Below are 23,810 nucleotides of genomic sequence, written 5' to 3'. Positions count from 1 at the left end.
TACTCCCTACTCCCTACTCCCTACTCCCTACTCCCTACTCCCTACTCCCTACTCCCTACTCCCTACTCCCTACTCCCTACTCCCTACTCCCTACTCCCTACTCCCTACTCCCTACTCCCTACTCCCTTTTATTTATTATGAATTGGCTGATTGAGCCCCTAGGTTTTGAATTTATGCGGAATGCGATCGCAACGGCTGTGCTGTTGGGGATATTAGGCGCAGTGGTAGGCAGCTACTTAATTGTACAACAAATGAGCCTGATGAGTAGTGTGATTGCCCATGCGGTTTTACCTGGTCTCTCAATCGCATTTTTTTTAGGAATAAATATCTCTATTGGTGCCTTTATTGCAGGTGTCCTTAGCGCTTTAGTTGTTGCCGTAATTCCTCAGCGTACCCGAGTCAAAGTGGATGCAGCAATGGCGTTGACTTTCAGCAGTTTTTTAGGTTTGGGAGTGATACTAATTACGGTGCTGAAAACTAACCAACTGGACTTAGAAAATATTCTTTTTGGTGACATCTTAGGGGTGAGACCGGGAGATGTCTGGCACACCCTGGTGATTACAGGAGTAATTTTACTTTTAACAAAGTTATTCTATAAAGAGCTATTATTCTATACCTTTGACCCCTTGGGAGCGCAAGCTAGCGGTTTACCGGTAAAAGTCATTTATTTCGGGTTAATCTTGGCGATTACTCTCACCATTGTGGCCAGTATGCAGACGGTAGGGGTGTTGCTGGTTATCTCGATGTTAATCGGACCCGCGACTACGGCTTATTTATTAGTAAAAGAATTACATCACATGATGGGTTTAGGCTCAATGATTGGAATTATTTCCAGTGTCAGTGGGATGTATATAAGCTATTATTTTAATTGGCCATCAGGTCCAGCAATTGTAATGGTAATCTTTGGCTTATTTTTCCTGGCATTTTTGTTTAGCCCAAGGCAAGGGATTCTCACGGAGCCAGCGATAGCAGGTCGCCCGGCTAAGTTATTGACTTTGCTGAAAGAGTTATTGAGATTGAATCGAGGGTAAGCTATCAGCAATCAGCAATCAGCTATCAGCTATCAGCTATCAGCTATCAGCTATCAGCTATCAGCTATCAGCTATCAGCATATTGAACATGGTAATAGCATGTTCAACATGGTAAACTATAATTAAATAACTCAAGACTAGTGTAGTGTAACGGCTAGCAACACCCATACACTACAGCTCAGCTTACTCTAATCTCTGGTCATGGCTGAAAAACTTACAGTTAAAAATTTTGCTGGTATCGAGGAACTAGAGATTGAGGTTAAACGAATCAATATCGTGATTGGACCTCAAGCTAGTGGTAAAAGTGTATGTGCTAAACTTCTTTTTTACTTTAAAAACTTTGTTTGGAAAATTTTAGATACAGTAGAAATTGAACAAACTAAGCCTGACCTAGATTCAAGCTACTCTCAAACTTTTCAAGAGTACTTTCCACCAGATTCCTGGGGAGAAGATGATTTCTGTATTAAGTATGAAATTTATAATGTTTTTATTGAAATTACTAGAAGTAAAGAGAATAAAAACAAAATAAATTTTAATTACTCAGAGTTTTTTAAAAATTTAAAAGAAGAGCTATTAGAGAAACTAAAGAAATTCGATAAACAACGATATTTAATCAATAGTCTGATAGACTATAAAATTAAACTGACAGAAGAAAATAACAAAAAATCTGATGATCTAACTTCTTTATTAGAGCAACTTGAAATATTCTTAGAAAGAGCAAAAGAAAATCCAGAAAGTAATGAAAATATAATAAAACAGTCATTTTCAAGAGAACATTTAATAGAATTATTGAGGAGTTCATTATGCGATGAGGCAGCTTATACCCAGCTTTTTATTCCTGCTGGTCGCTCTTTCTTTGCTAATCTCCAAAGTAGTATATTTTCATTGATTTCTAATAAGATCGTTATCGAGCCCTTTATGATCGAGTTTGGTTCCACTTACGAAACTATAAAACGTTTGAATGCGAGAATTATTAATGAACCTGAAAATATACAAGAAAAAGAGATAAATGATGAAATAGAAACGCTGATCAAGGAAGTTTTATGTGGAGAACATATACAGGAAAAAGGCGAAGATTTTCTGAGAATGGCAGATGGAAGACGGATTAGTATTGCTAACTCTTCTTCTGGTCAGCAAGCAACATTTCCCCTGACAATTATACTGTCAGCATTACCTTTTTTAGTTGATGCTAGTTCGGCTGGACAAACTGTTTATATTGAGGAACCAGAAGCTCATCTATTTCCAAGCGCACAACGAAACATGGTTGAGTTAATCGCCTGTGTTTTTAATTCTGATCGGGAAAAACTTCAATTCTTTATCACCACCCATAGTCCTTACATCCTAACTTCAATTAATAATCTTATTCAAGCTGGTATGCTCTATGAAGAATCTAGCGAGGATGTCTTACCTAAATTAGAAAAAATCGTTCCTAGCTATAAAGCCCTGAGTACGTCTTATTTATCAGCCTATGTCCTAGAAAATGGCAAGGCTGAAAATATTTTAGACAAAGAGACAGATCTGATCTATGCCAATCTTATTGACGGTGTTTCTGATGAGCTAGCTATTCAGTTTGATCAACTTCTGGACTTAGCGTGAGTATTTATGAAATCTTGCCCAAACTGTGAGGAATTTAAAGATGACAATGAAATCGTATTCAAGGAAAACAAAAGTAAACTAACTTTTGAGAATTCCAATCGAGATAAAATATTAAAAATTAAAGTTGATGGCTGCGCTATCGCAGATGATGAAACTATGCGCTGTGATTATGCCGTTGTTCCTAATGAGGAAGTAGAAATTTATGTAGAGTTGAAAGGAAGTAAGATTGACCATGCAGTTAAGCAAATAGAATCGACGATTAAGTTACTTTCAGATAACCCAAAAAAAATCGACAAGCGGTGCTTTGTAGTTTCTACTCGTGTTCCCAAGCAAGGAACGGACATACAAAAGCTGCAAAGGAAGTTTAATAATAACTATAATGCTGAATTCCGAATTAAGAATATTCAATATACTTGTGATTTAAGTAAAATCACCATCAAGAAAAAAAGTAGGTAAGCCTATGGTTAGGCTTCTTCTTCTTGACTTTCTTGAGAGTAAAGTCACTGTATGCTTCTTCAGTCTCCTGATTTTGATGCTAACTGGTTGAGCTGTTTCTATTTTATAGGGAAGTCTGAACAAAAGTCACAATGACTCAACTTGAGCTATTTAATACTGCCTCTATCACCAGTCCTAAAAAAGTCATAAATGTAGCTAGTGTCCCCCAACGTAGCCCATTTCGCTATGCTGGTGGTAAAACTTGGCTAATACCCCAAATTCGCCAATGGTTGTATAATAAAGGTGGTACAGATAAGGAACTTTTTGAACCTTTTGCTGGTGGAGATCGTGAAACCCGCGAATGTAGAATGAACAGGAATCTTTATAACTCCGATGCTGAAAGTCGCCCTTCCATTGGCTCGTATTCATCTTCCAACAGCCAAGTTTGGGTTTCATCATAGGTTGCTCCAGTAAACACAACCTTGTAATTCTCAGCAGGATCGTACACACGACAACTACCTGATGAATTACCGAGTAACAGCAGGATGTAGGGAGGGGATAGCATGGGGTCAATCCAAACTTCAGCGAAATCCCACTCACTATTGGCTGGGTCGAGTACGGGGAATAACATGGTATTGGTTTTTTCCATCAATTTTCACCTCTCCATAAAACAAGGGAGTGCTTGGGCTACCATCGGGGCTGATTCTGTAACCAATTGAATCAGCGAAGAACAAACCGTAACGCTCATATCCTCGTATGACTCCGGTAAACTCTCCTGTCTCTATGATGGCTTGAGCAACTCTTTCCATTGTGGCTTGATTGTTAAAAACATGAGCCGATCGGCCTCGCCTGAGTAACCGCTGTACTTGTGGTGTGCCAGGTAGATGCTTGGCAATGTGTCTAGAATCCAGAAAAATCTCACGATCGATGCCACTCATACACTAGAAAGATCGAGTGTTTTGATCATACCAAATTTATGGTATCGAGCAAGACCACAAAACCCCCTCAACTGCAGCAGACAAAAACCTCTCCTTGAGACTAGAAATACATCAGCAACTTTCGGGATGACTGATCGCCTCCACCCCCTAGAGCATCTGCTGTGATAAATGGTTAGGAAACCAAGCAACCTCAAAAATTCCAGCACTTTTGTGCTTAGCAGACTAACCGTCAATTAATGATGGGTTACGCTATCACTAACCCATCCTACTGGACTTACTGATTACTGACGGCTTTGAGGTCTGGGGGTGCTACTTAAGATCGTATTGGTTTTCTTTCTCCATGCTTGATTGAATGTTCAGCAACAATCGGAGCTTAAACGGTTTATGGAATTCTCCCATCAAGCTTTAGTCTAAACTCCAGTTCTACGATACGGCTTGCTTGCATTACCTTGAAGACTTTGCATCTCTTCTTGAACAGTTATTCCAATTTGGATAGCTTCATTGAATAACCGACCATATTCACTCGATTGCTCACTCAGCTTTAGAATCTGTAAAGGTTCTAAATTGACGGCAAAACTATTTGAATTGAAATCTGGATTTTCTCTGAATATTTTTTCGAGTTTTAAGGCAGCAATTAAATCAGCTCTAATAATTGTCAGAGCTTCAATCACTTTTTCTTTATTTTCCAATCTATCTAAACCAACTGAACGCCCAGCCTGATCCAAGGCGTCAACTCCTTCAACAAGAGAATTAAAGTTTTTCACTGATTTATATAATCTCTTGAGATGCCTGAATTTATGGTAACCTTTTTTAGCATCTTTAATTAAAGTATTAATTAACAAAAAAGTAATTATTAAAGAAGTTGAATCTACTAAAAATTTAAAAAATGCACTAAAATCATGGTTATCAATAAAGACTTCAGTGCATAAACCAATAAAAATAATTAATACAATAATAATCAAAAAATAATATGTAAAAATAATCTTTTTTTTATGAGACTTTTTATCAGAAACTAACTCAAAAACATTTTTTTATAAGTTTGAAGCCTGTAAAACCTCTGTATGGGATATCTTTAGATTTGCAGGGTCATATTTATGCATAAGTACTTGGCAATTTTTGTCTAAAGTTAACTGTGCAAGCAAGCAGGGATCTATAGGAGAGTATCTATAGAAAAAAGATCAAGAAAAACTCCTGAGAGGGAGCAATTGGAAAAAATAATAGGTAAAAATCAGCTACAATTAGTCAGTGGAGATGAGTCGTCAATCCTACAGAACTGATTTGAGTAACCAACACTGGAAATTAATTCAGCCTTTTTTCCCCTCCCCTAAATCAGAAACAGGAAGAGTAAAAATTTGCTTGGTTAGGTAAACAAAGAGATTTAATTAAGATTATGAGAGACTGCCAGAAGTAAGTTAATCAGTTGCTTATGTGGCACGGATTCCACTAATGTAAAATTCTCTGACTACTTAATAGTCTAGTTATAGAAACTTTCTAGTGTCAAGCTCACTGGCGGTAGAAATATTTCGGCAATGCAACAGATCGCCAGTGCTTCCAGTGCATCGACCCTTCCGATAACTGCAATTTTGTTGCCTGCAAGCCTTTTGTCTGATAACTACGGCAAGGTCTGATGGCAGCGTTACTATATCAAGCGACACCATAATCAGTGTACTGCCGCTTGTAAGGAGCCTGTAAACCCAAGACAATATCCTCTCTTGGAACGCCCATTTCAACTAACTCCTCAGCAGGATTGAGATCTGTGAGATTTTGCTGGAGCCAAATTTTTCCGTCTTTGATATCTAAATGAACGATAGAACGGTAAATTCGATTCAAATCTTCCCAACCCACATTCATCCACTGATAATGATCCCGAAGAGTGTCAAAAATTAGTTGTACTTCCACCTCATGATTAGAAACATCATCCTTGGCGTAGTCGTTCAGTAATCTCTGAACGTACTCACGGTATTGAGCTACTTTCTCCATTCAACAATCACCTCTTTGGCTGAATCATACACAATTATCAAGACCTGATACTGTTGTATACCAGCATGCTTTAGCGTAAAGATCCGCTGTAAGAGTTGGAAGTTATAGCACTAGGCATTAATATGTTTGACATTTCTAAACTCCGAAACCTAATCCTAGCTTACTTTTGACTTCTGACTTTTAACTTCTGACTTGCGCGTAGCGCTATATCACTGCTATTGCTGACAAGCTCAAGCCTACACTCCCCTACCCTCGTGAGTGTAGCTATGTCACTACAAAAGACTACAGGACGAATTATGCCTTGGAGTGTCAAACACAAAATCCGTTACAGTATGTAAATAAGCGAAGTTACCTTTTTAACCCAGGCACAATGGTATCCTCTTCCTCGATAGCTGTCAGAGAACTCCCCATATTTCCCCTACCTGAAGTCGTTTTATTTCCTGGACGCCCTCTGCCGTTACACATTTTTGAATTTCGCTACCGAATCATGATGAACACGATTTTGGAGAGCGATCGCAGATTTGGTGTCTTAATGTGGGATCCTGTAAAACAGGAACCAGCTACAGTTGGCTGTTGCGCTGAAATTATTCACTTTCAGCGTCTTCCCGATGACCGGATGAAAATAGTAACGTTAGGTCAGCAGCGGTTTCGGGTCTTAGAGTACGTTCGTGAAAAGCCCTATCGGGTTGGACTAGTGGAATGGATTGAAGACCAGCCACCCGCTGAAGACCTCAGACCAAAGGCAAAAGAGGTGGCACAGTTATTGCGGGATGTTGTGCGTCTTTCCGCGAAGTTGACCAACCAGAAAATTGAGCTACCAGAAGACCTGCCCGATCTACCGATTGAGTTGTCTTACTGGGTTGCTAGCAATCTGTACGGTGTAGCCTTAGAACAACAGGCACTTTTAGAGACCCTGGACACCGCACAACGTCTAGAACGGGAAACAGAAATTCTCACTTCAACTCGCAATCACTTAGCAGCACGCACTGTACTCAAAGATGCATTGACTTAAGCTTTATCTATGAGGTACACAGGATTTTTTGCCAGATCCGCTGCTCTCGACTCCCGACTCCCGACTCCCGACTCCCTACTTCCATTAACCCAGAACGAAAGTACCTCACCCAATTAGTAACTGCTATAACAGTTTTGTTCACGGTTGACGGTTAACTGTTGAAAGTCAAATTATCAACATTTATGAGGGTGTAGCTGCCAAAAATCTTGAGGATTTCCTGATCAGGAATTATTTCCTCAAGAGCAGCTTTAAATAATGGTGCATAGAGATCTGATTCGAGTTCAATAAAGAATATGTACTCACCAAGTAATCGCTTGGTGGGACGAGACTCAATCCGACTTAAATTAATGCCTCGACGGGCAAACACCTGGAGTGGTTTAGACAATGATCCAGGTATATTAGCAGGAGGACTAAATGCTAAGGAGGTATGACTACCTCCAGGAGATGGCTTTAAACTCAGCACCCAAAACCGGGTGAAATTATCGGGATAGTCATTAATGTTAGATGCCAGTACTGGTAGAGTATAAAGCTTTGCTGCTCGTTCAGATGCGATCGCTCCTGCTTTGTGATCTTTGTCCAAAAACTGTAGCGCTTCAGTAGTGGAGTTGGTAGGTACCAGTTGCACTGATGGCAGAAACTGCTCTAACCACCGCTGACACTGAGCCAGGGCTTGGGGATGGGAATAAACCGTTTTAATTTCTGCTATGGTTGATGCCCGTGACATCAGACAATGTCTGATTGGCAAAACCAGAGCCTGTTGGATTTGGAGCTGATCTAGTTGCCAAAGCCGATCTAGTGTCATGGCGACACTGCCTTCAATGGAATTCTCTACAGGTACCACTGCTAGATCAGCTTGTTGGTTAGCTACTGATTGTAAGGTTTGGGCAATGCTGGGATAAGGACACAACAGGGATTGCTGAGCCTGTTGTTTCTGGAGTCGCTCAGCATAAGCTGTGGCAGCGGCTTCTGTATAGGTTCCTGGTGGTCCGAGATAGGCAATAGAAACTGACATAATAGACAATATAATTTGAGTTGTGAACAGAATCGTTTAGGGAAGGGCAAGAGGCAAGAGGCAAGAGGAACCCACCCCTAACCCCTCCCAGGAGGGGAAGGCAAGAGGCAAGAGGCAAGAGGCAAGAGGAACCCACCCCTAACCCCTCCCAGGAGGGGAAGGCAAGAGGCAAGAGGCAAGAGGCAAGAGTTAATCAACTATATAATAGTAATTTTTGGTAATATCAAAAACTGTAATCCTTGTCTTGATGCAGTCGCTATGATAATTTTTTGGTGTGATCATAAATCAGGATTGGATTTGATGATATAGTTGGAAATGCTATCTAGGTTATGGGAGTTTAATTGTAATAAAATAATCAATAATAAATTAGAATTAGATCAGATTTTTATGTGCTTTGTATTGCTCAAGAAGTAAACTGTAAAATATTGAAAAAAATAGCCCAAGTTCGTCATTATATCAGTTGTTATTAGCCTGGGTATTTTTATGCTGGTTTGGGAATCGAGGAACCGATAAACAGCAAGCGCGAATATTCTATTTTAAGAGTAAAGCTGGGTATCTTAAGTGTGCCCTAGGTAAGGTCTATTTCTTTCATGATGGCATCGGTTTTTGAAAATTTCCAACCCCTAGCTGCGATCGCTACCACTCCTACTGGGGCTCAAATCCTGCAACCCCTCTGTCAAACTACTGGTGGAACCCTTTGGGTACCTAATTCTCTGAGCACCCTAGAACAGGTTGCTGTCTACAAGGGTTCCCTCAAAGACCACATTGCCTCCCTCTGGCCAAACCACCGTGCCTTGGTGTTTTGTTTGGCAGCTGGAGCAGTGGTGCGCTTAATTGCTCCTTTGTTAACGGATAAATCCAGTGATCCAGCGGTGGTGGTGGTTGATCAAGGGGGAGGTTTTGTAATTAGTTTGTGTAGTGGTCATCAAGGGGGAGCAGATCAACTGACACGGTTAATTGCGTCCCAACTGGACTCAACGCCTATTTTAACGGGAGCAGCAGCAGATTTAGGTCTACCTGGAGTTGATGTCTTAGGTATTCCCTTTGGCTGGTATCGGGGAGAAGGGGATTGGACTAGAGTAAGTGCTGTGGTTGCCCGTGGGGAAATAGTACAGGTAATTCAAGAGGCTGGTTCCACTCTTTGGCAAGCTCATCTTAGAGATGGACATCCTTTCTATTTCGGATTTCCAGACAATCGCGCTACAACTGAATCCGAGTCGATCTCACCCAAAGCCAGGATTTGGATTAGTGCCACCCAACAGCAATTTTCCCCAGAATCGGATTTAGCAAACGTGCAGTGGTATCCACGGGTACTGTGGTTGGGAATTGGTTGTGAGCGAGGGACATCGAAGCAGTTGATTGAAATGGCGATTCGGCAGACCTGTGAGGGTTATGGTTTATCAGAAAATGCGATCGCAGGAATTGCGACTATTGACCTGAAAGCCGATGAAGTCGGTATAGTCCAATTGTGCCAAGAGCGCCATTGGCCCTTACGCACTTTCCCAGCTGAGGTACTCCGTTCCGTAACTGTACCCAACCCATCGGATGTGGTGGCGGCAGAAGTTGGTACTCCCAGCGTTGCCGAAGCAGCAGCTCTGTATAGCGCTCAAGAGTTGAAAGTTAGCAAGTTGTTCGCGAACGTTGGCCAAAAGCCCATGCTTCCCGAACAACCCTTATTAGTTCCCAAACAAATAGTCAAATCAGCGAATCAAGTAGGAGCCGTAACTGTAGCGATTGCTCAATCCCCAGTAGAATACACTGGACGTTTGGGGAAACTGTTGCTAGTGGGTATCGGTCCGGGAAATCTTGACCAAATAACCCCAGCAGCTAAAACGGCTATATCCAGCGCTGATGCTGTTATTGGTTACTCCCTCTATATCAATTTAATTACAAGCTTGCGACGTCCAGGACAAATTATCGAAGCATTACCGATTACCCAAGAAAGCCAACGAGCAAAACGTGCCATTGAACTGGCTGAGTGGGGATTAACGGTAGCAGTGGTTTCTTCTGGTGACTGCGGTATCTATGGTATGGCTGGGTTAGTCCTAGAAGAATTGCGCTCTAGGGGCTGGGATGGTAAGACACCCCAGGTGCAAGTATTTCCTGGTATTACAGCCTTACAAGCTGCTGCCTCTCGTGTGGGAGCACCCCTGATGCATGATTTTTGTGCCATTAGTTTGAGTGACCTATTGACCCCTTGGCCAGTAATCGAAAAGCGTCTAGAAGCCTCAGCCGCAGCAGATTTTGTGACTGCGTTGTACAATCCGCGATCGCGTAATCGTACTGAACAGATTGCGATCGCACAACGGATATTTCTCAAGCATCGTAAACCTGATACCCCTGTAGCCATTGTGGTTTCCGCCTATCGAGAGGATGAAAAAATCACTCTCACAACTCTTGACAAAATGCTAGAAATACCCATTGATATGCTGACTATGGTGCTGATTGGTAATCAAAGCACTGATATTCATCAGGATTGGATGATTACACCAAGGGGATATCGGATTGAAGGTTGAAGGTTTAAGGTTGTTCGCGTAGCGTGGCCAAAGGCCAAGGTTATTTGGTTGAAGGTTTAAGGTTATTTGGTTGAAAGCAGATTTGGCAAGTTAAATCAGAGAAACAACTCAAACACCTGACGACAGAAATGTTTTAGCTTCTCCCCCACTTCAGCTGATGGCTGACAACTACCGATAATTTGCCAACGCTCCACTGTGGAGAGTCGCCAAGCTTCTCCTTGATGGTTAAAGGCGGTCGCTTCCAAACCAATCAGCCGATGAGATTGATCTAACTGGTCTTTATGAAACCGAATCTGTAACAAAATACTTCGACTTTGGAAGCGTCTACTCCAGCCAGGGAAGTGAAAGCCAATGTCAATGGAGTTAGGATCCACGAGTTCTCGGGTTTCCGGGTCATTTGTCCAAGGCTTGAGGTCAGCCTTGGCATCAGGGAATTCAGACTTAAACAAATTCACAACAGCCGCAATTTTGGTGGTGACTTCTAAGCCGATTGCTTGTTCAGCTGCGTTCACGCCTAATCTCCTATGGTTAACTGCTAGTAACGTAATTTGTATCTTTTTATTACAACCTAATACAAATCTACCCAATTATTTATAAAAATTTATACTTTTGTAGTATAAGTTAAATATTTAATCAATACCAGAACCAGGTCTTCTGACATGGCAGCATTTCCGATAAGATACCCAAGTCCGCTACTTCCGTTCCGCTTTTGATAAATCATCCTCCTCACTTGCCTAAGTTCCCACTCAGCGGTAAGCTCATATAGCAATCCGAGCTGAAAAGTGAACAATCACAGTTCTTACTCAAAACTCAGCACTCAGGACTGACGAACTATTTTCAATGGAAGTATTGTTCACAAGTCGATCAGGATTGCCACACGACAAGCAACAGCGTAAAGGCAAAACAACCGTGTCAATCAGTGAACAATCTATAGAAGTCGGGTCTTGGGAATGGTTCTATCGGGAAGCTAAACCAGTTGGGGATAGTAGAGGAGTGCCAGTAATACTTCTTCATGGCTTACCATCCCAGAGTTTTTGCTGGTGTGAGATCATGCCAGATTTAGCTAAAGTAGGCTACGATGCGATCGCACCAGATTGGCTCGGTTCTGGATTATCCGCAAAACCGGACCGGCTTGACTTTCCCTACACACCAGATGCTTTCATTGAAGCCTTAGGCGATTTCCTTAAACACCTGGAAATCGAAAGGTTTTCGTTAGTTGTTCAAGGGTTTCTCGCCTCCGTGGGACTTCAATATGCCTTGCGTCACTCAGACCAGATTGAGCGTCTAGTGATTCTAAATACACCTGTCTCCTCGGCTGCCAAGTTACCCAGCAAAATGCAGCAATGGGGATGGCCATTCATCGGGGATATGTTAACCCAAGACCCCTTGTTAGTTGACCGAACTCTGGAAGGGGGGTCGCGCTATCGCATTGAAGACAACTATTTAGATCTCTATCGCAAGCCCTTTCTGAAAAGTTCCGATCCTGGACGTTCTCTGGTAGCGACTATCAAGAATATCCAGATGAACAAGTGTATGGCAGAAATTGAATCAGGTTTCCGCAACTGGGACAAGCCAACCTTAATTGTTTGGGGACTCAAAGACCCTTGGCTTCCGGTTGAGCAAGCTGAGCAATTTGCTAATCAGCTTAAGAATAAGGAATTAGTGAAGCTGGAGGAAGCTGGACATTACCCTCAGGAGCATTGGTCGAGGGAAATTAGTGAAATCCTGGTGCCGTTTCTAAGACGCAAAGCTTGAATTAGTCAGTATTGGTGGCAATTAAAGGATGTTGCGATCAGCAGCAAATTCTAGGCAAGCTTTAATGTCTGTTTCGGTCAATTCTGGAAAGTCATCGACAATTTCGGCGTGAGACATACCAGCTGCTAGCCAGCCTAAAACGTCATCAACTGTTATGCGCATCTGTCGAATAAAAGGTTTACCACCTCGCTTATCCGCTTCGATGGTAATAATATTGCGATCGCTCATTTTGCCAATAGGTTCGGTCTTATTAGTCTCATTCTATAGCATACTAATACTGGGCTGCAACGGAAAAAAGCATTAACAACTATAGTGCTGCATCGCTACTCCCTGCTGCAAACCTCCCTGCTCCCATTAACCTACTCCTAGCGGTGCGACCCTAGGGCGATTTACTCGCCCTAGGAGGGGCGCACCGTAGATGACTTCGCAGCTAACTCCACAACAGAGCAAACCGAACCAAATACCTCACTTAAGTCATTAATAGTTACCCTAGAATAATTCTTGGTAAAATGTTTTCCATCCAGCTTTCCAAACTGCCACAACTCAGCATCAGTAACTATTCCATATACCACCAGACTCTCAGTTTTATTTAACTTTTGTGCAGCTACTAATTCTGCCAAACATTGCCCCCAACCTTTCATGAAATCGTTTTGTTTTGCCTCTACAATCAAAATCAGCGGATACTCTATTACGTTTTTACCCAGTTCTGAACGTTTACCAAAAATATAATCTGGTGTTCCCGTTAAAATACTATCTGCATAAATCGATTTATGGCTCCAGATTGAATATTGTTCAACAAACTTTTTACATGCTTCACGTAAAATCGGGTAGATAACGTTTTCACAGCGGGCAGCCTCGGATGAGAAAATATCAAAGTTTTGCCTGCTAAACTCGTAATCTTGAATAAATTGCTCTGGTGGCGAGACAGAAGAAATGGGAAGAAAGTCTTCTTCGGTATAGTTGATTCGATATGCCTTCTGTACTTCGTCAGCAGATTTAAAATCTGTAAATGCCATGATATATAGCAGTTCTCAATTCGGTAAGGTACTTAGGCCCTTAGATTAGGGAGTAGGGAGTAGGGAGTAGGGAGTAGGGAACAGCGGATATGGGAATAGTAAAAAAGATATCCAAGGATTATTTACTATAATAAATCAGATTTGCTTTTATGATAGCTTGGTAAAAGCTATAGTTATAGCAATCCTAAATCAATTGTGATAATTTTTGATGCAATATTCCCTACTCCGGTGATCCGCTGTTCCGGTGATCCGCTGTTCCGGTGATCCGTTGTTCCCTTTGCTATAGAAACTTTTTAATATTATATCTGTACAGCTCATCTACAAGCTTGAGAAAGGCAAACAGCTTTCAGCAGCGTCTACCTAAGCAGATCGTGATTTGATTAGTATTTCACCAACCAAGATCTTGCTGAAAGTAGTGCTTGGGTAGGTAAACTTCGACACAATCAGTGGTCAAGCTACCATATTGGGTATTAAACTTTGCGTTTGATGGGAGCAATATTGGGTTATAGTACTTGACCAAAAATTTTTGGTTTAAAGCCCCGTTATTCTAGGACGGCTTTTAAGTAAAGTGTGATAGAATAAACATGTAGCCTAGTACAGGCAGGATTCGTCGGTACTGCCAATTTAAAACAACGACGTAAAGCGATACTAGTACACGAGGAGCGAAAAACCTCGCCAAAACGCATGGATCTTAACAGATACCGAAACCCCAGTAAAATAACCTTTTAAAACTAAACGTACCGTGGGGCACACGGGAACGGGGGAGACCCAACGCTTAGGGAGATAAGCCCACGCTCGTTTAGTTAAATTAGGCTCGATATGCGCGTTTTTAAACGGCTATTTGGCTTAAGTACTGCCTTTGAGGGATAACTAATTTTAAGGCGTGTCGTAGAACTAAGAATCCCCGCTCATAAGCGGGCGGGGAGTGTCAAGAACCTTAAATAGTTTTCCCGATCGGTTGGCTAGCGAACAAACAATGATGATGAGAAGTTATCGGTCTATTCTGACTGTGATTCTGGCAATGGTGATGACCTTTTTGGTCAGCTGTGGTAGCCCAAGTGCCACCAAGGCTCCTACCTACACCCCTGAAAAAATTGCCCAAATCCAGACAAGTGCTACTAGAGTGCTTGAGCTTCGCGAGAAAATGCCAGTTCTCGAAGCCAACATTCAAGACGAAAACTGGGTAGATATTAGTTCATTTATCCATGGTCCGTTAGGAGATCTAGGGCGCAGCAGTAACTATCTGGCTGGCCAACTCCTTCCTAAAGACCAGAAAGCAGCCAAGGAAGCGGCTGAAGTATTGTTGAAATCTTTGGTTAAAATTGACGAAGCTTCTGTAGAGCGCAACTCCCAGCTGGCACTCAAAAACTACGAAGCAGCTTTGAAAAACTTTGATGACTTTTTGGAATTAATTCCCACTAGTTAGAAAGTTATGAAGTATGAAGTGTGAAGTATGAAGTGTGAAGTGTGAAGTGTGAAGTGTAAAGTGTGAAGTGTGAAGTGTAAAGTGTGAAGTGTAAAGTGTAAAGGGTAAAGTGTAAAGGGTAAAGGGTAAAGTGTGAAGTGTAAAGGTGGAATAAAAACCTTATCCATAAGCATAATTCATAATTAACACTTCTGAACTAACACTTCACACTTCATACTTCACACTTCACACTTCAAACTTTAAACTTTAAACTTCATAAAATTGTGAGTAAAGTCGCTATTATTGGATGCGGTATCGTTGGAGCAGCGATCGCATATGAACTTAGTCGGGTAAATGGGCTAAGTATCACTGTCCTCGACCAGCATATGCCAGCACAAGGCTCTACTGGTGCTGCTTTAGGGGTACTGATGGGTGCCATTAGTAAGAAAGTCAAGGGTAGGGCGTGGCAGCTGCGCCAAGCCAGTATCCAGCGCTATCAGAGCCTGATTCCTGAATTAGAGGCACTCACGGGATACCAGATTCCAGTCAATCGCAACGGTATCTTGAAGCTGTGTTTGCCTGGAGAAGACTTAGCGTCTTGGGAAAAACTATTACAAACTCGCCTCACCCAAGGTTGGCAATTAGAAATTTGGGATGTTCCCCAAGTCAAGCATCGTTGTCCTCAGCTAAGTCAAGATAAATTTATTGCTGGAATCTATTCTCCCCAAGACCTACAAATTGATCCAACTATCCTAACTCAAGTATTAGTAGCTGGTGCTGAGGCCAATGGGGTTAGGTTTAATTTTGGAATCACAATTAAAGCATTTGAATCCATAGGTTCAGATCTCAACAATTCTCTCAATTGCTCCCAAATCTATACGGATGCTGGAACCCTAGAGATAGATTGCCTAGTAGTGGCTGCTGGGTTAGGTTCATCTGGGTTGATTAAGATGCTCCAAGCACCAGACAGGCAAGTTAGTCAAGATCTGCCTCTGAGTCTCAAACCAGTACTGGGACAAGCCTTAAAATTGCGGCTCCCTCAGCCAATGGGATATGAAGATTTTCAGCCGGTGATTACTCGTGATGATGTTCATATTTTGCCAGTGGGTAAGCAAGACTACTGGGTGGGCGCAACAGTTGAGTTTCCCGATGATGCAGGTAATGTAGAAGCACAACCAGGGTTACTGGAGGTGGTCAGACAGAATGCGATCGCATATTGCCCTCCTCTAGCCACAGCAGAGATTATCCACACATGGTACGGGTTACGCCCTCGTCCAGAAGGACGACCTGCCCCTGTCATTGGTCAACTGCCTGGTTACAATAATGTTTGGTTAGCAACAGGTCATTATCGCAATGGTGTACTCCTCGCTCCGGCTACAGCACAACTAATTCTCAAAGAAGTTATTGAGTCAGGAAAATAGCTAGAGGTGCGACAATCACGCGAATTTAATTCTTAATGGTAAGAGCGCACCTATTGTTTTTGTTGAGAGTTAATCTTGACATTTCACAGTTAACCGTCAATCTTCAAAAAACACCGATCAATTAAAATATATAGGTTGAATGTTCATGAACTGATCTTTGTAGGAGGCGCGGCGCAACCTCTCACGTTTAACCCCAATGGGGTGTCAGGGGAGTATCCAGCCGTGAATTTTTGATGAAATCTCGATGGTTAATCACGAGTTTGCTGATGGTGCTGATGAGCTGTGGCGAGTCGCCGACTCCACCACCTAAGACAACAACAAGTCCCCAACCGATGCCAACCCCGCCTAATTTAGAGGACACATCTAAATCTGGCAGTTCAAAGCCCACAGCCAAACTGTCTCCTCCGGCATCAGATGCCTTTACTATCTCTGCTAAAGGAATTGGACCGGCTAAGTTGGGAATGACTTTGGGACAGCTAAAACAATCCCTAGGGGATAAAGCAAAATTTGAGGTGAAGTCACCGTTTATTGTCGGTTTCGATGCGATCGCAGTTATCCAATCAGGACAACCCCAATACTATATTCTTTACCCGATGGGAACACCTATGGGTAATTCAACCGTAATGGAAGCGTTATTCACCACAAATCCTAACTATCGCACCAGCAAAGGTGTTGGCCCTGGCACACCCCTAAAACTAGCTGAGGAAGCCTACGGTGACGCTACCTTGTCCTTTAACTATGCCAGCGAGTCTAGGGAATACGTCAATTTTGCCAACCTATCACAAGATATAGCCTTCCGCATCGGAGTAAACGTCAATGATACTAAGAATCAGTTTTCTGGCCTTTATGCTTCACCATTGAAAGAATATAACCAAACCCAGAACTATCGCGACTCAGCGACAATTAAATCTCTAGAAGTCTATTGCCGAGATAAATGTCCTTCACCCTAGACAATCATTTACGTGAGCTTATCATTTAAATGAATACAAGCTCATTTAATCAACAAGCGTTTGAAATTGCTCTGGAAGCAGTAAGGGAACAGTTGCCCCTCAACTCCCCAGGCATGGGGAAATTCTCACCAATTCCCCTACAGGTATTTGACACTCTCCCATCCACCAACCAAACCCTTTGGGAATTGCTCAACCAAGGTGCAACAGTTCCCTCGATGGTTATTGCTGGGCAACAGACAGCAGGGCGGGGACAGTGGGGACGACAATGGCAATCTCCAAAAGGTGGACTCTACTTATCCTTAGCTTTAGCTCCCAAGTTACAGGCATTGGACAGCGCCCAGCTAACCATGTGTAGTGCTTGGGGAATTGCTACAGCCTTGAGAGCTTACGCTATGCCAGTGTCTCTGAAGTGGCCCAATGACCTACTGCTTAAGGGACGCAAACTTGGAGGTATTCTAACACAAACCCGTGTGCAACAGGGTCAAATTACCAAAGCAGTCGTGGGTGTCGGAATCAACTGGAGCAATGAGGTGCCGGAATCTGGCATCAATTTGTGCTCATTTTGGCAACCCGAGCCCTCTCCCACTGTGACTTCTATAGAAATGCTGGCTGCCATTGTTTTACAAGGACTACTGTCCGGATATCAACTCTGGTCAGAGGAAGGAATGAATAGTTTGCTACCACGATATCTAGCGCTATTCAATTATCAAGGAAGCCAAGTCATGGTAGAAGGAAATCCAGGCATCATAACAGGGGTAACCCCTAGGGGCGAACTGCGAGTGCATCTACACGATACTCCGACCCCAAAAGAAATTTTGCTCAAGCCCGGTACAATCAGTCTTGGCTATCGTAGTTGTTGAGAACTATTACGGTTAAGGGTCAAATGTTAAGCATCAACTAATCAACAAAACAGGAATTATGGCGTTGCTTAATAATGGAATGATTTTAAGAGTTTTGTGGAATGGGCATCTTGCCCGTTCCTGGCGGTGCGACCCGTGGCGAATTTAATTCGCCAACGGTCGCACCTGTGGAATGGGCATCTGGCCGTGGCATGGGCATCTGGCCGTGGCATGGGCATCTGGCCGTGGCATGGGCATCTGGCCGTGGAATGGGCATCTGGCCGTGGCATGGGCATCTGGCCCGTTACAATTTTCGGGCGGGCAGGATGCCCACTCTACTCCTATTCATTCGAAGACTGACGCAAGGCCGGAATTATGGCTGATAGCTAACAAGCGCGAGTATAACTGTGTAGTAATTATTTTTAGTGAGTCGTAAATGACCAAAGAAAACTCCCCTGGTAGCACCCTGTATAGCATTTTCTACCGATGCCCAAAACTCATCCATGGACTGAGTGTGATGAGTAGTATTGGTGTCCTCAGCAGCGGTATGGTTGTGGCAAAAACTCAGTCACCCATAGAAGCTGTATCAGTCAACACCACTACCAAATCTATAACGGAAGCAGCATTTGATCCAACTCTTATTGCTGCTTTGCCTAAACCTACACCCCCAAGCTCCTTTCCGGTGCCAGCTGTGCCAGTGGCAAAACCAGCTCCAGCAAAAGCTGCTGTCATACCAGTAGCAGCAACCAAGGTCACTAAACCCATTGCCCCACGAGCACCAAAAGCTGCCCGGAAATCAGTAGCTCCCTCCGTGGCTATCAAGGTCAAGAAACCGATTGCTCCACCAGCTAGGAAATCTGTCCGGACAAAAGCGATCGCAGTCAAACCAGTACAGCGTAGAACCCAATTCTCTGTACCAGCTAAAGCCACTGTCGCCAAGCCACCAAAAGTCAAGCTCAATCCAGTAGCATTACAGCCTAGTGTTCCAAAAACCGCTGCTAAAAATAGCTATATTGACCGCACAAACTACAATGTTGGTGCCACTAAACGGTACACTCCCCCCTCGGCAGTTGTCTTAACTGAACGGTCAAGGGGTTGTCGCACCGTAGCCAGAAATGGGCAACTCAGGGGGAATTGTGGTGTTGCCCCGAGGCGTCAACCAATTGCTATCACTGGAGGTAGACGGAACGGTAGAGTAACTCAATTACCCAGACCACGAGTAATTAGTACTCAAACTGCTAGATATAATCCCGTTCGACCAGTCAGATATAATTCAGTTCAACCGGTCAGATTTAATCGGGTCAAACCTGCCAAAACTCGTCCAGCTAAATGGGTTCCTCGTGGGATTAGCGTTGCTCGGAGGAATCGGTCTGTAAGGAAACTTCCTACAGCCTTAGCCTACTACAATCTCACCCAACGACCCTCAGGATTGGCCAATTTCAGGCAATCCAGCTTTGTGTTCCCCGTAACCATTCCTTCTGCCATTAGCTCCCTATTCGGCTGGCGGATTCATCCGATTTCCGGTAATCGCCGTTTCCACGCTGGTACAGATATAGCAGCACCCCTAGGTACTCCAGTTGTTGCTGCCGCTGATGGTGAAGTAGTAACAGCTGACTTCTTAGGTGGCTACGGTTTGACCGTTATGGTGCGCCATGAGGAAGGTACCCAAGAAAGCCGCTACGCTCACCTATCAGAAATCTTCGTCCAACCTGGGGAATGGGTACAAAAAGGAACTGTAATTGGCCGCGTTGGCAGCACCGGTAATTCTACTGGTCCCCACCTACACTTTGAATGGCGGCATGCCACTCCCCAAGGCTGGGTAGCAGTGGATGCTGGCTCCCATTTGAAATATTCTTTAGGTCAACTAGTCCAAGCCTTACAGGTAGCCCAAAATACCTCCTTTTCCCTACGAGGATTTTAGGCTGGTGATAGGGTTATGGGGTGATGCAGTGATGGGGTGATGGGGTAATGGGGACAGAGTTATATCAGCAGCACCAGTTATATCACCGTCTCAGTCCCCAGTCCCTTTTCACCCTTTACCCTTTACCCTTTGCATCCAACCATGCAAGCCTTCACTCAGACAAACTCTCCAACCGAGCTTCCACCATCATTCGCACCACATCCGGCATTTTGTATTGGGCTTGCCAGCCTAACTTATCCCTTGCCTTAGCTGGGTTAGATTTCCCTAAAGCCAAATCAGTTGGTCGGAACAAGCTGCTATCGGTCACCACATGGTCTTGCCAGTCCAAGTCAACTGTAGCAAACGCCGTTGCCACGAAATCTTCTAATTTATAACTCTCCCCTGTCGCTATTACATAATCATCTGGCTGGTCTTGCTGTAGCATTAAATACATTCCTTCAACATATTCAGGAGCCCAACCCCAGTCACGCTTAATTGCCATATTGCCCAAACGAAGCTTCTCTTGACTACCGTTAGCAATCCGACAAGCAGCACTAACAATTTTTTGGGTCACAAATCGTTCTGGTCGTAGGGGAGACTCATGATTAAATAAAATACCAGAGCAGGCAAATAACCCATAGGCTTCACGGTAGTTAGCTACTTCCCAAAACGCTGCTGCTTTAGCAACACCATAGGGACTTCTGGGACGAAAGGGAGTCTGTTCATCAGCTGCTTGTTCTCCTGTATCCCCAAAGCACTCACTAGAACCAGCGTTATAGAGTTTAATGGGAGCACCAGTAAAGCGAATTGCCTCTAGTAAATTAATCGTGCCAGTCGCTATGCTTTCTAGGGTTTCTACCGGTTGTCCAAAAGACAAACCCACTGAGCTTTGCCCCGCCAAGTTGTAGACTTCATAGGGTTGGAATTTTGTCAGCACTTGCAAGACACTGCGAAAATCCGTGAGTGTCATTGATTCCAACTTAACTTGGTCTCGGATACCCAAATACACCAAGTTACTAAAGGAGGACATTTGAGCATCCCGTGACGTGCCACAGACAGTATAGCCTTTGTCTAAGAGCAATTTCGCTAAATAGGCTCCATCTTGACCAGATACTCCACAAACCAGTGCCTTTTTCATTAACTTTTCTCAGGAAATAAACGATTCATGTCATGATAATATTAACTATCCATGTTAGATATCACGAATCGAATTGTACACTATAATAAAGAACAAGAATGCTAATTGATAGCCCTGAGCGACAGTCTTTTAAATTCAGGTAATCATCCTAGATTGTCGTTAAAGTATGGCTAATGCTAATTCATTGACAGCGGTTTGCAATTCAGTCAGGTACAAATTCTTGGGTTTTAGGGAGCAGGGAGCAGGGAGCAGGGAGCAGGGAGCAGGGAGCAGGGAAGAGGGAAGAAGGAGAAAATCCTGTGTACTTGATAGTTATGCAAACCTCCGTATGGATAAATAGGGATAGATATAAATAGGGAGATTATGAGTGAAAGATTAAGGTTAGTGTTGGCAATATCTAAACGCGAGGCCAGCTCTAAATATAGATAGGATTTAGTTGATTACCTAGGTAAATAAAACTATTATAGCATAACTTATAATTATTATTTTAATAATAACTCTTGTTGAAAAAATATTTTCTTGATGCTGTTTTAATCAAGTATTAGTACCTGTTACCTGTTCACGACAACTGCAGCTAAATCTATTGTGTTATTAAATAACTTTTGTTCTATTTTAAATCGTCAAAAAAAAAATAAGACCCCCTTCTGTCTTGATGAATAGCAAACTACTAGTCAAGTATAACCTGCTGACTTAGAGTTGGCAAAGGGTAACAGATTGGTGTCAGTGCTATTATGTGGGTATTAAGAATTAAGTATGACTAATAACTTATAGCAGCAGTTGCTCAGATAGGGAACTTTCCAGCTACGAGTATCCTCTAAGTAGAACAAACCGATAACGGCTCTTTAACAATGTTGCTCTACCAGGCTAATCTATGTGTTCACCAATTGTCAGTTGTCAATTGTTATCAAATCCCAACCACAATCAGAGACGTCATAGTAGTGAGTGCGCTTTACCTATAGCTTGCCGATGAAGGGATGAAACCCTAGACCAGATCAAGCTCACCAATAACCAATAACCAATTACAAATGACAGGCCAAAGAAAGCGTCAACGAAGCCTAAACAACCCTAAACACATTGGTGAGGTGGCTTGAGTCACAACATATTCCGGATTTTCTGCACAATTTAGTGTGTCTTTATCTAGCAAGAGTCAATATGTTTATGATCAATACAGTTAACCTAGGGAAAAAAAGACCCCAAGAGATATTAAGCGAAATTGCTAAGAATCACAGTATTACACCACGATTGACTAGACCAGTTGTGGGTGTAAGCTTACTGGTGGTTTCCGCTATTACCCTACCTACACCTACCCTAGCTCAAATTCCTTCAATCAAGGTACCAGCTTCAACATCCCCGAGCCAGGTACCAGCTCCACCATCCCCGAGCGAGGCACCAGCTCCACCATCCATTGCTGACTTCATTAAGGTGAATCAGAGTAACACGGTATCAGCAGCCACACCCCCTGTGCGTAACTCTTTACCACCAGACAGAGCTTATACCCTTGATGCTGGAGATGTTCTTACCCTGAATATCTTTGATGTTGATGAATACAGTGGTCAGTATCAAGTACTGGTGAACGGTTCCCTTAACTTACCCTTGATTGGTAGTGTATTTGTAAGGGGAAAAACTCTCGATCAAGCTAGCGAACTCGTCACCAGTGCCTTTTCAGTTTACATCAAACGCCCAGTAGTTTCCTTGAGTCTGGTGAAACCCCGTCCTTTAAAAATTTCCGTGGCTGGGGAAGTGAGTCGCCCTGGAGCCTACACCATGGGTCTGAATGAAGGACAGCAATTTCCCTCCCTGACTCAAGCGATTAATTTGGCTGGGGGGGCTACCCTAACAGCAGACGTTAAGCAAGTAGAACTTCGGCGTCTTGAAGGCTCTGGGCAGCGCAATACTTATTATATCAATCTCCAGCAATTGATTAATAGAAGTGATATCAGGCAGGATGTTACCTTGCGGGATGGGGATGAAATCTTGCTCCGAACTACTACTGCTATCAACCCAGAGCAAACCCGTCTATTGTCCAATGCCAGTTTTGCAGCTAATGCCAGCCGTCCGATTCAAGTGGCTGTGGTAGGGGAAGTGGTTAACCCAGGAGCTTATGTGGTCAAGGGAGAAACTCTGGGTAATAATAACATTAACATCGGTAGTGCTGATATCCGTAGCACCAATGCACCACCAACTGTAACTCAAGCGATCGCGATCGCTGGAGGCATTACCCAAGACGCTAATGTTCGCCAGGTTAAAGTGCGACGTTTGACCCAAGGGGGTACACAACAAGAAATTGCCTTGGATTTTTGGCAATTGTTGCGACAGGGTGACCTAACTCAGGATATCCTCTTAAAGGAGGGAGATACAATTCTTGTCACCAAAGCTGATGAAATTGCTCCAGAGGTAGCATTGGCATTAGCAGATTCCAACCTTTCTGCTGCTGCTATCCCGGTCAATGTGGTTGGTCAAGTTAAACAACCTGGTAATATCGAAGTCAAGCCCAATGCTCCTTTGAATGAAGCCTTGCTTGCCGCTGGGGGATTTGATGACGTTCGTGCTGAAAAGGGTTCTGTTGAATTAGTTCGCCTGAATCGCAATGGCACAGTTGAAAAAAGAGAAATTGAAATCGATTTTACTGCTCCAGTTAACGAGGAAACTAATCCGACCTTGCAGCCTAATGATGTGATTATTGTTAAACGGGATGGTGCAGCAACAACTGCGGACAATGTCGAAAGGATTTCGAGACCTGCTAGTGGTATTTTCTCCCTAATTGAATTACCAATTAGATTATTTAATCTTCTATTCTAGTTTAGCTGTCAGCGATCAGTATTAAGCATTCAGCTTATTTCTTGATCGCTGATCCTTTAGATCACAT

Annotated in this window: 23 protein-coding genes; 13 read left to right on the top strand and 10 right to left on the bottom strand. The window is 43.1% G+C overall.

What is annotated here, in order from left to right:
- The first annotated feature begins 137 nt into the window (after positions 1–137).
- The 4 genes from F6K49_RS09620 (at position 138) to F6K49_RS09605 (ending at position 3,523) form a co-directional block, all read left to right on the top strand.
- Positions 138–1,031, top strand: coding sequence for a metal ABC transporter permease (locus F6K49_RS09620; protein WP_366514154.1), 894 nt, complete (start codon positions 138–140; stop codon positions 1,029–1,031).
- A 201-nt stretch (positions 1,032–1,232) separates the two neighbouring features.
- Positions 1,233–2,627 (top strand): AAA family ATPase, encoded by a 1,395-nt coding sequence (locus F6K49_RS09615; protein WP_293096113.1) that lies wholly within the window; start codon positions 1,233–1,235, stop codon positions 2,625–2,627.
- Between the two features lie 6 nt (positions 2,628–2,633).
- The gene (locus F6K49_RS09610) at positions 2,634–3,083 is read left to right on the top strand and encodes a hypothetical protein (protein ID WP_293096110.1); all 450 of its coding nucleotides are present in this window, start codon (positions 2,634–2,636) and stop codon (positions 3,081–3,083) included.
- Positions 3,084–3,214: 131 nt separating this feature from the next.
- Positions 3,215–3,523, top strand: coding sequence for a DNA adenine methylase (locus tag F6K49_RS09605; RefSeq protein ID WP_293096107.1), 309 nt, complete (start codon positions 3,215–3,217; stop codon positions 3,521–3,523).
- Here the strand turns inward: F6K49_RS09605 and F6K49_RS09600 are convergent.
- From F6K49_RS09600 to F6K49_RS09585, 4 genes are all read right to left on the bottom strand, one after another.
- Entirely contained in the window at positions 3,445–3,711 is a 267-nt protein-coding gene (locus F6K49_RS09600) for a hypothetical protein (RefSeq protein ID WP_293066965.1), read from the bottom strand. The two genes, F6K49_RS09605 and F6K49_RS09600, sit on opposite strands and share 79 nt — an antisense overlap.
- Positions 3,662–4,000 (bottom strand): hypothetical protein, encoded by a 339-nt coding sequence (locus F6K49_RS09595; RefSeq protein WP_070395690.1) that lies wholly within the window; start codon positions 3,998–4,000, stop codon positions 3,662–3,664. Before F6K49_RS09595 ends, F6K49_RS09600 begins: the two co-directional genes overlap by 50 nt.
- A 410-nt stretch (positions 4,001–4,410) precedes the next feature.
- Positions 4,411–4,962 (bottom strand): hypothetical protein, encoded by a 552-nt coding sequence (locus F6K49_RS09590; RefSeq protein ID WP_293096104.1) that lies wholly within the window; start codon positions 4,960–4,962, stop codon positions 4,411–4,413.
- Between the two features lie 682 nt (positions 4,963–5,644).
- Positions 5,645–5,980 carry a XisI protein gene (locus F6K49_RS09585; protein WP_293096101.1) on the bottom strand — a complete coding sequence of 112 codons (336 nt, stop codon included), beginning with the start codon at positions 5,978–5,980 and terminating at the stop codon, positions 5,645–5,647.
- Positions 5,981–6,350: 370 nt separating this feature from the next.
- Between F6K49_RS09585 and F6K49_RS09580 the strand changes: the two genes are divergently transcribed.
- Positions 6,351–6,992: an LON peptidase substrate-binding domain-containing protein gene (locus F6K49_RS09580; RefSeq protein WP_293026920.1), complete on the top strand. Its 642-nt coding sequence runs from the start codon at positions 6,351–6,353 to the stop codon at positions 6,990–6,992.
- 151 nt (positions 6,993–7,143) lie between these two features.
- Here the strand turns inward: F6K49_RS09580 and pheA are convergent, their stop codons facing one another.
- Positions 7,144–8,004 (bottom strand): prephenate dehydratase, encoded by an 861-nt coding sequence (gene pheA, locus F6K49_RS09575; RefSeq protein WP_293026923.1) that lies wholly within the window; start codon positions 8,002–8,004, stop codon positions 7,144–7,146.
- Positions 8,005–8,594: 590 nt separating this feature from the next.
- On the opposite strand from pheA, the gene cobJ reads away from it, so the two are divergent.
- Positions 8,595–10,520 (top strand): precorrin-3B C(17)-methyltransferase, encoded by a 1,926-nt coding sequence (cobJ, locus tag F6K49_RS09570; protein WP_366514153.1) that lies wholly within the window; start codon positions 8,595–8,597, stop codon positions 10,518–10,520.
- 95 nt (positions 10,521–10,615) lie between these two features.
- Here the strand turns inward: cobJ and F6K49_RS09565 are convergent, their stop codons facing one another.
- Positions 10,616–11,032 carry a hypothetical protein gene (locus F6K49_RS09565; protein ID WP_293026927.1) on the bottom strand — a complete coding sequence of 139 codons (417 nt, stop codon included), beginning with the start codon at positions 11,030–11,032 and terminating at the stop codon, positions 10,616–10,618.
- A gap of 397 nt (positions 11,033–11,429) precedes the next feature.
- Between F6K49_RS09565 and F6K49_RS09560 the strand changes: the two genes are divergently transcribed.
- Positions 11,430–12,275 (top strand): alpha/beta fold hydrolase, encoded by an 846-nt coding sequence (locus tag F6K49_RS09560; protein WP_293026949.1) that lies wholly within the window; start codon positions 11,430–11,432, stop codon positions 12,273–12,275.
- A gap of 21 nt (positions 12,276–12,296) precedes the next feature.
- On the opposite strand, the gene F6K49_RS09555 is transcribed toward F6K49_RS09560, so the two are convergent.
- Both F6K49_RS09555 and F6K49_RS09550 read right to left on the bottom strand, forming a co-directional pair.
- Entirely contained in the window at positions 12,297–12,503 is a 207-nt protein-coding gene (locus F6K49_RS09555) for a DUF433 domain-containing protein (RefSeq protein WP_293026929.1), read from the bottom strand.
- Between the two features lie 170 nt (positions 12,504–12,673).
- Complete coding sequence (locus F6K49_RS09550; RefSeq protein WP_293026931.1) at positions 12,674–13,291, bottom strand: hypothetical protein; 618 nt, start codon at positions 13,289–13,291, stop codon at positions 12,674–12,676.
- A gap of 925 nt (positions 13,292–14,216) precedes the next feature.
- On the opposite strand from F6K49_RS09550, the gene psbQ reads away from it, so the two are divergent.
- The 4 genes from psbQ to F6K49_RS09530 all read left to right on the top strand — a co-directional run bounded on the left by psbQ (position 14,217) and on the right by F6K49_RS09530 (position 17,927).
- Complete coding sequence (gene psbQ, locus F6K49_RS09545; RefSeq protein ID WP_293026934.1) at positions 14,217–14,717, top strand: photosystem II protein PsbQ; 501 nt, start codon at positions 14,217–14,219, stop codon at positions 14,715–14,717.
- A 263-nt stretch (positions 14,718–14,980) separates the two neighbouring features.
- Complete coding sequence (locus F6K49_RS09540; protein WP_293096097.1) at positions 14,981–16,117, top strand: FAD-dependent oxidoreductase; 1,137 nt, start codon at positions 14,981–14,983, stop codon at positions 16,115–16,117.
- Positions 16,118–16,350: 233 nt separating this feature from the next.
- Positions 16,351–17,067, top strand: a complete 717-nt coding sequence (locus tag F6K49_RS09535) for a hypothetical protein (RefSeq protein ID WP_293028237.1) — start codon at positions 16,351–16,353, stop codon at positions 17,065–17,067.
- Positions 17,068–17,096: 29 nt separating this feature from the next.
- Complete coding sequence (locus tag F6K49_RS09530; RefSeq protein WP_293028240.1) at positions 17,097–17,927, top strand: biotin--[acetyl-CoA-carboxylase] ligase; 831 nt, start codon at positions 17,097–17,099, stop codon at positions 17,925–17,927.
- Positions 17,928–18,012: 85 nt separating this feature from the next.
- On the opposite strand, the gene F6K49_RS09525 is transcribed toward F6K49_RS09530, so the two are convergent.
- A complete protein-coding gene (locus tag F6K49_RS09525) occupies positions 18,013–18,183 on the bottom strand; it encodes a hypothetical protein (protein ID WP_293036559.1) in 171 nt (56 codons plus the stop codon).
- A 159-nt stretch (positions 18,184–18,342) separates the two neighbouring features.
- On the opposite strand from F6K49_RS09525, the gene F6K49_RS09520 reads away from it, so the two are divergent.
- Entirely contained in the window at positions 18,343–19,827 is a 1,485-nt protein-coding gene (locus F6K49_RS09520) for a peptidoglycan DD-metalloendopeptidase family protein (protein WP_293028247.1), read from the top strand.
- Positions 19,828–19,978: 151 nt separating this feature from the next.
- On the opposite strand, the gene F6K49_RS09515 is transcribed toward F6K49_RS09520, so the two are convergent.
- Positions 19,979–20,944, bottom strand: coding sequence for a GDP-mannose 4,6-dehydratase (locus tag F6K49_RS09515; protein WP_293028250.1), 966 nt, complete (start codon positions 20,942–20,944; stop codon positions 19,979–19,981).
- 1,077 nt (positions 20,945–22,021) lie between these two features.
- On the opposite strand from F6K49_RS09515, the gene F6K49_RS09510 reads away from it, so the two are divergent.
- Entirely contained in the window at positions 22,022–23,743 is a 1,722-nt protein-coding gene (locus F6K49_RS09510; protein ID WP_293028285.1) for an SLBB domain-containing protein, read from the top strand.
- Positions 23,744–23,810 lie beyond the last annotated feature (67 nt).

Source organism: Moorena sp. SIO3I6 (genome assembly GCF_010672095.1).
The sequence above is the reverse complement of the archived record's forward strand: the minus strand, read 5'-3'. Positions and strand labels throughout refer to the sequence as shown.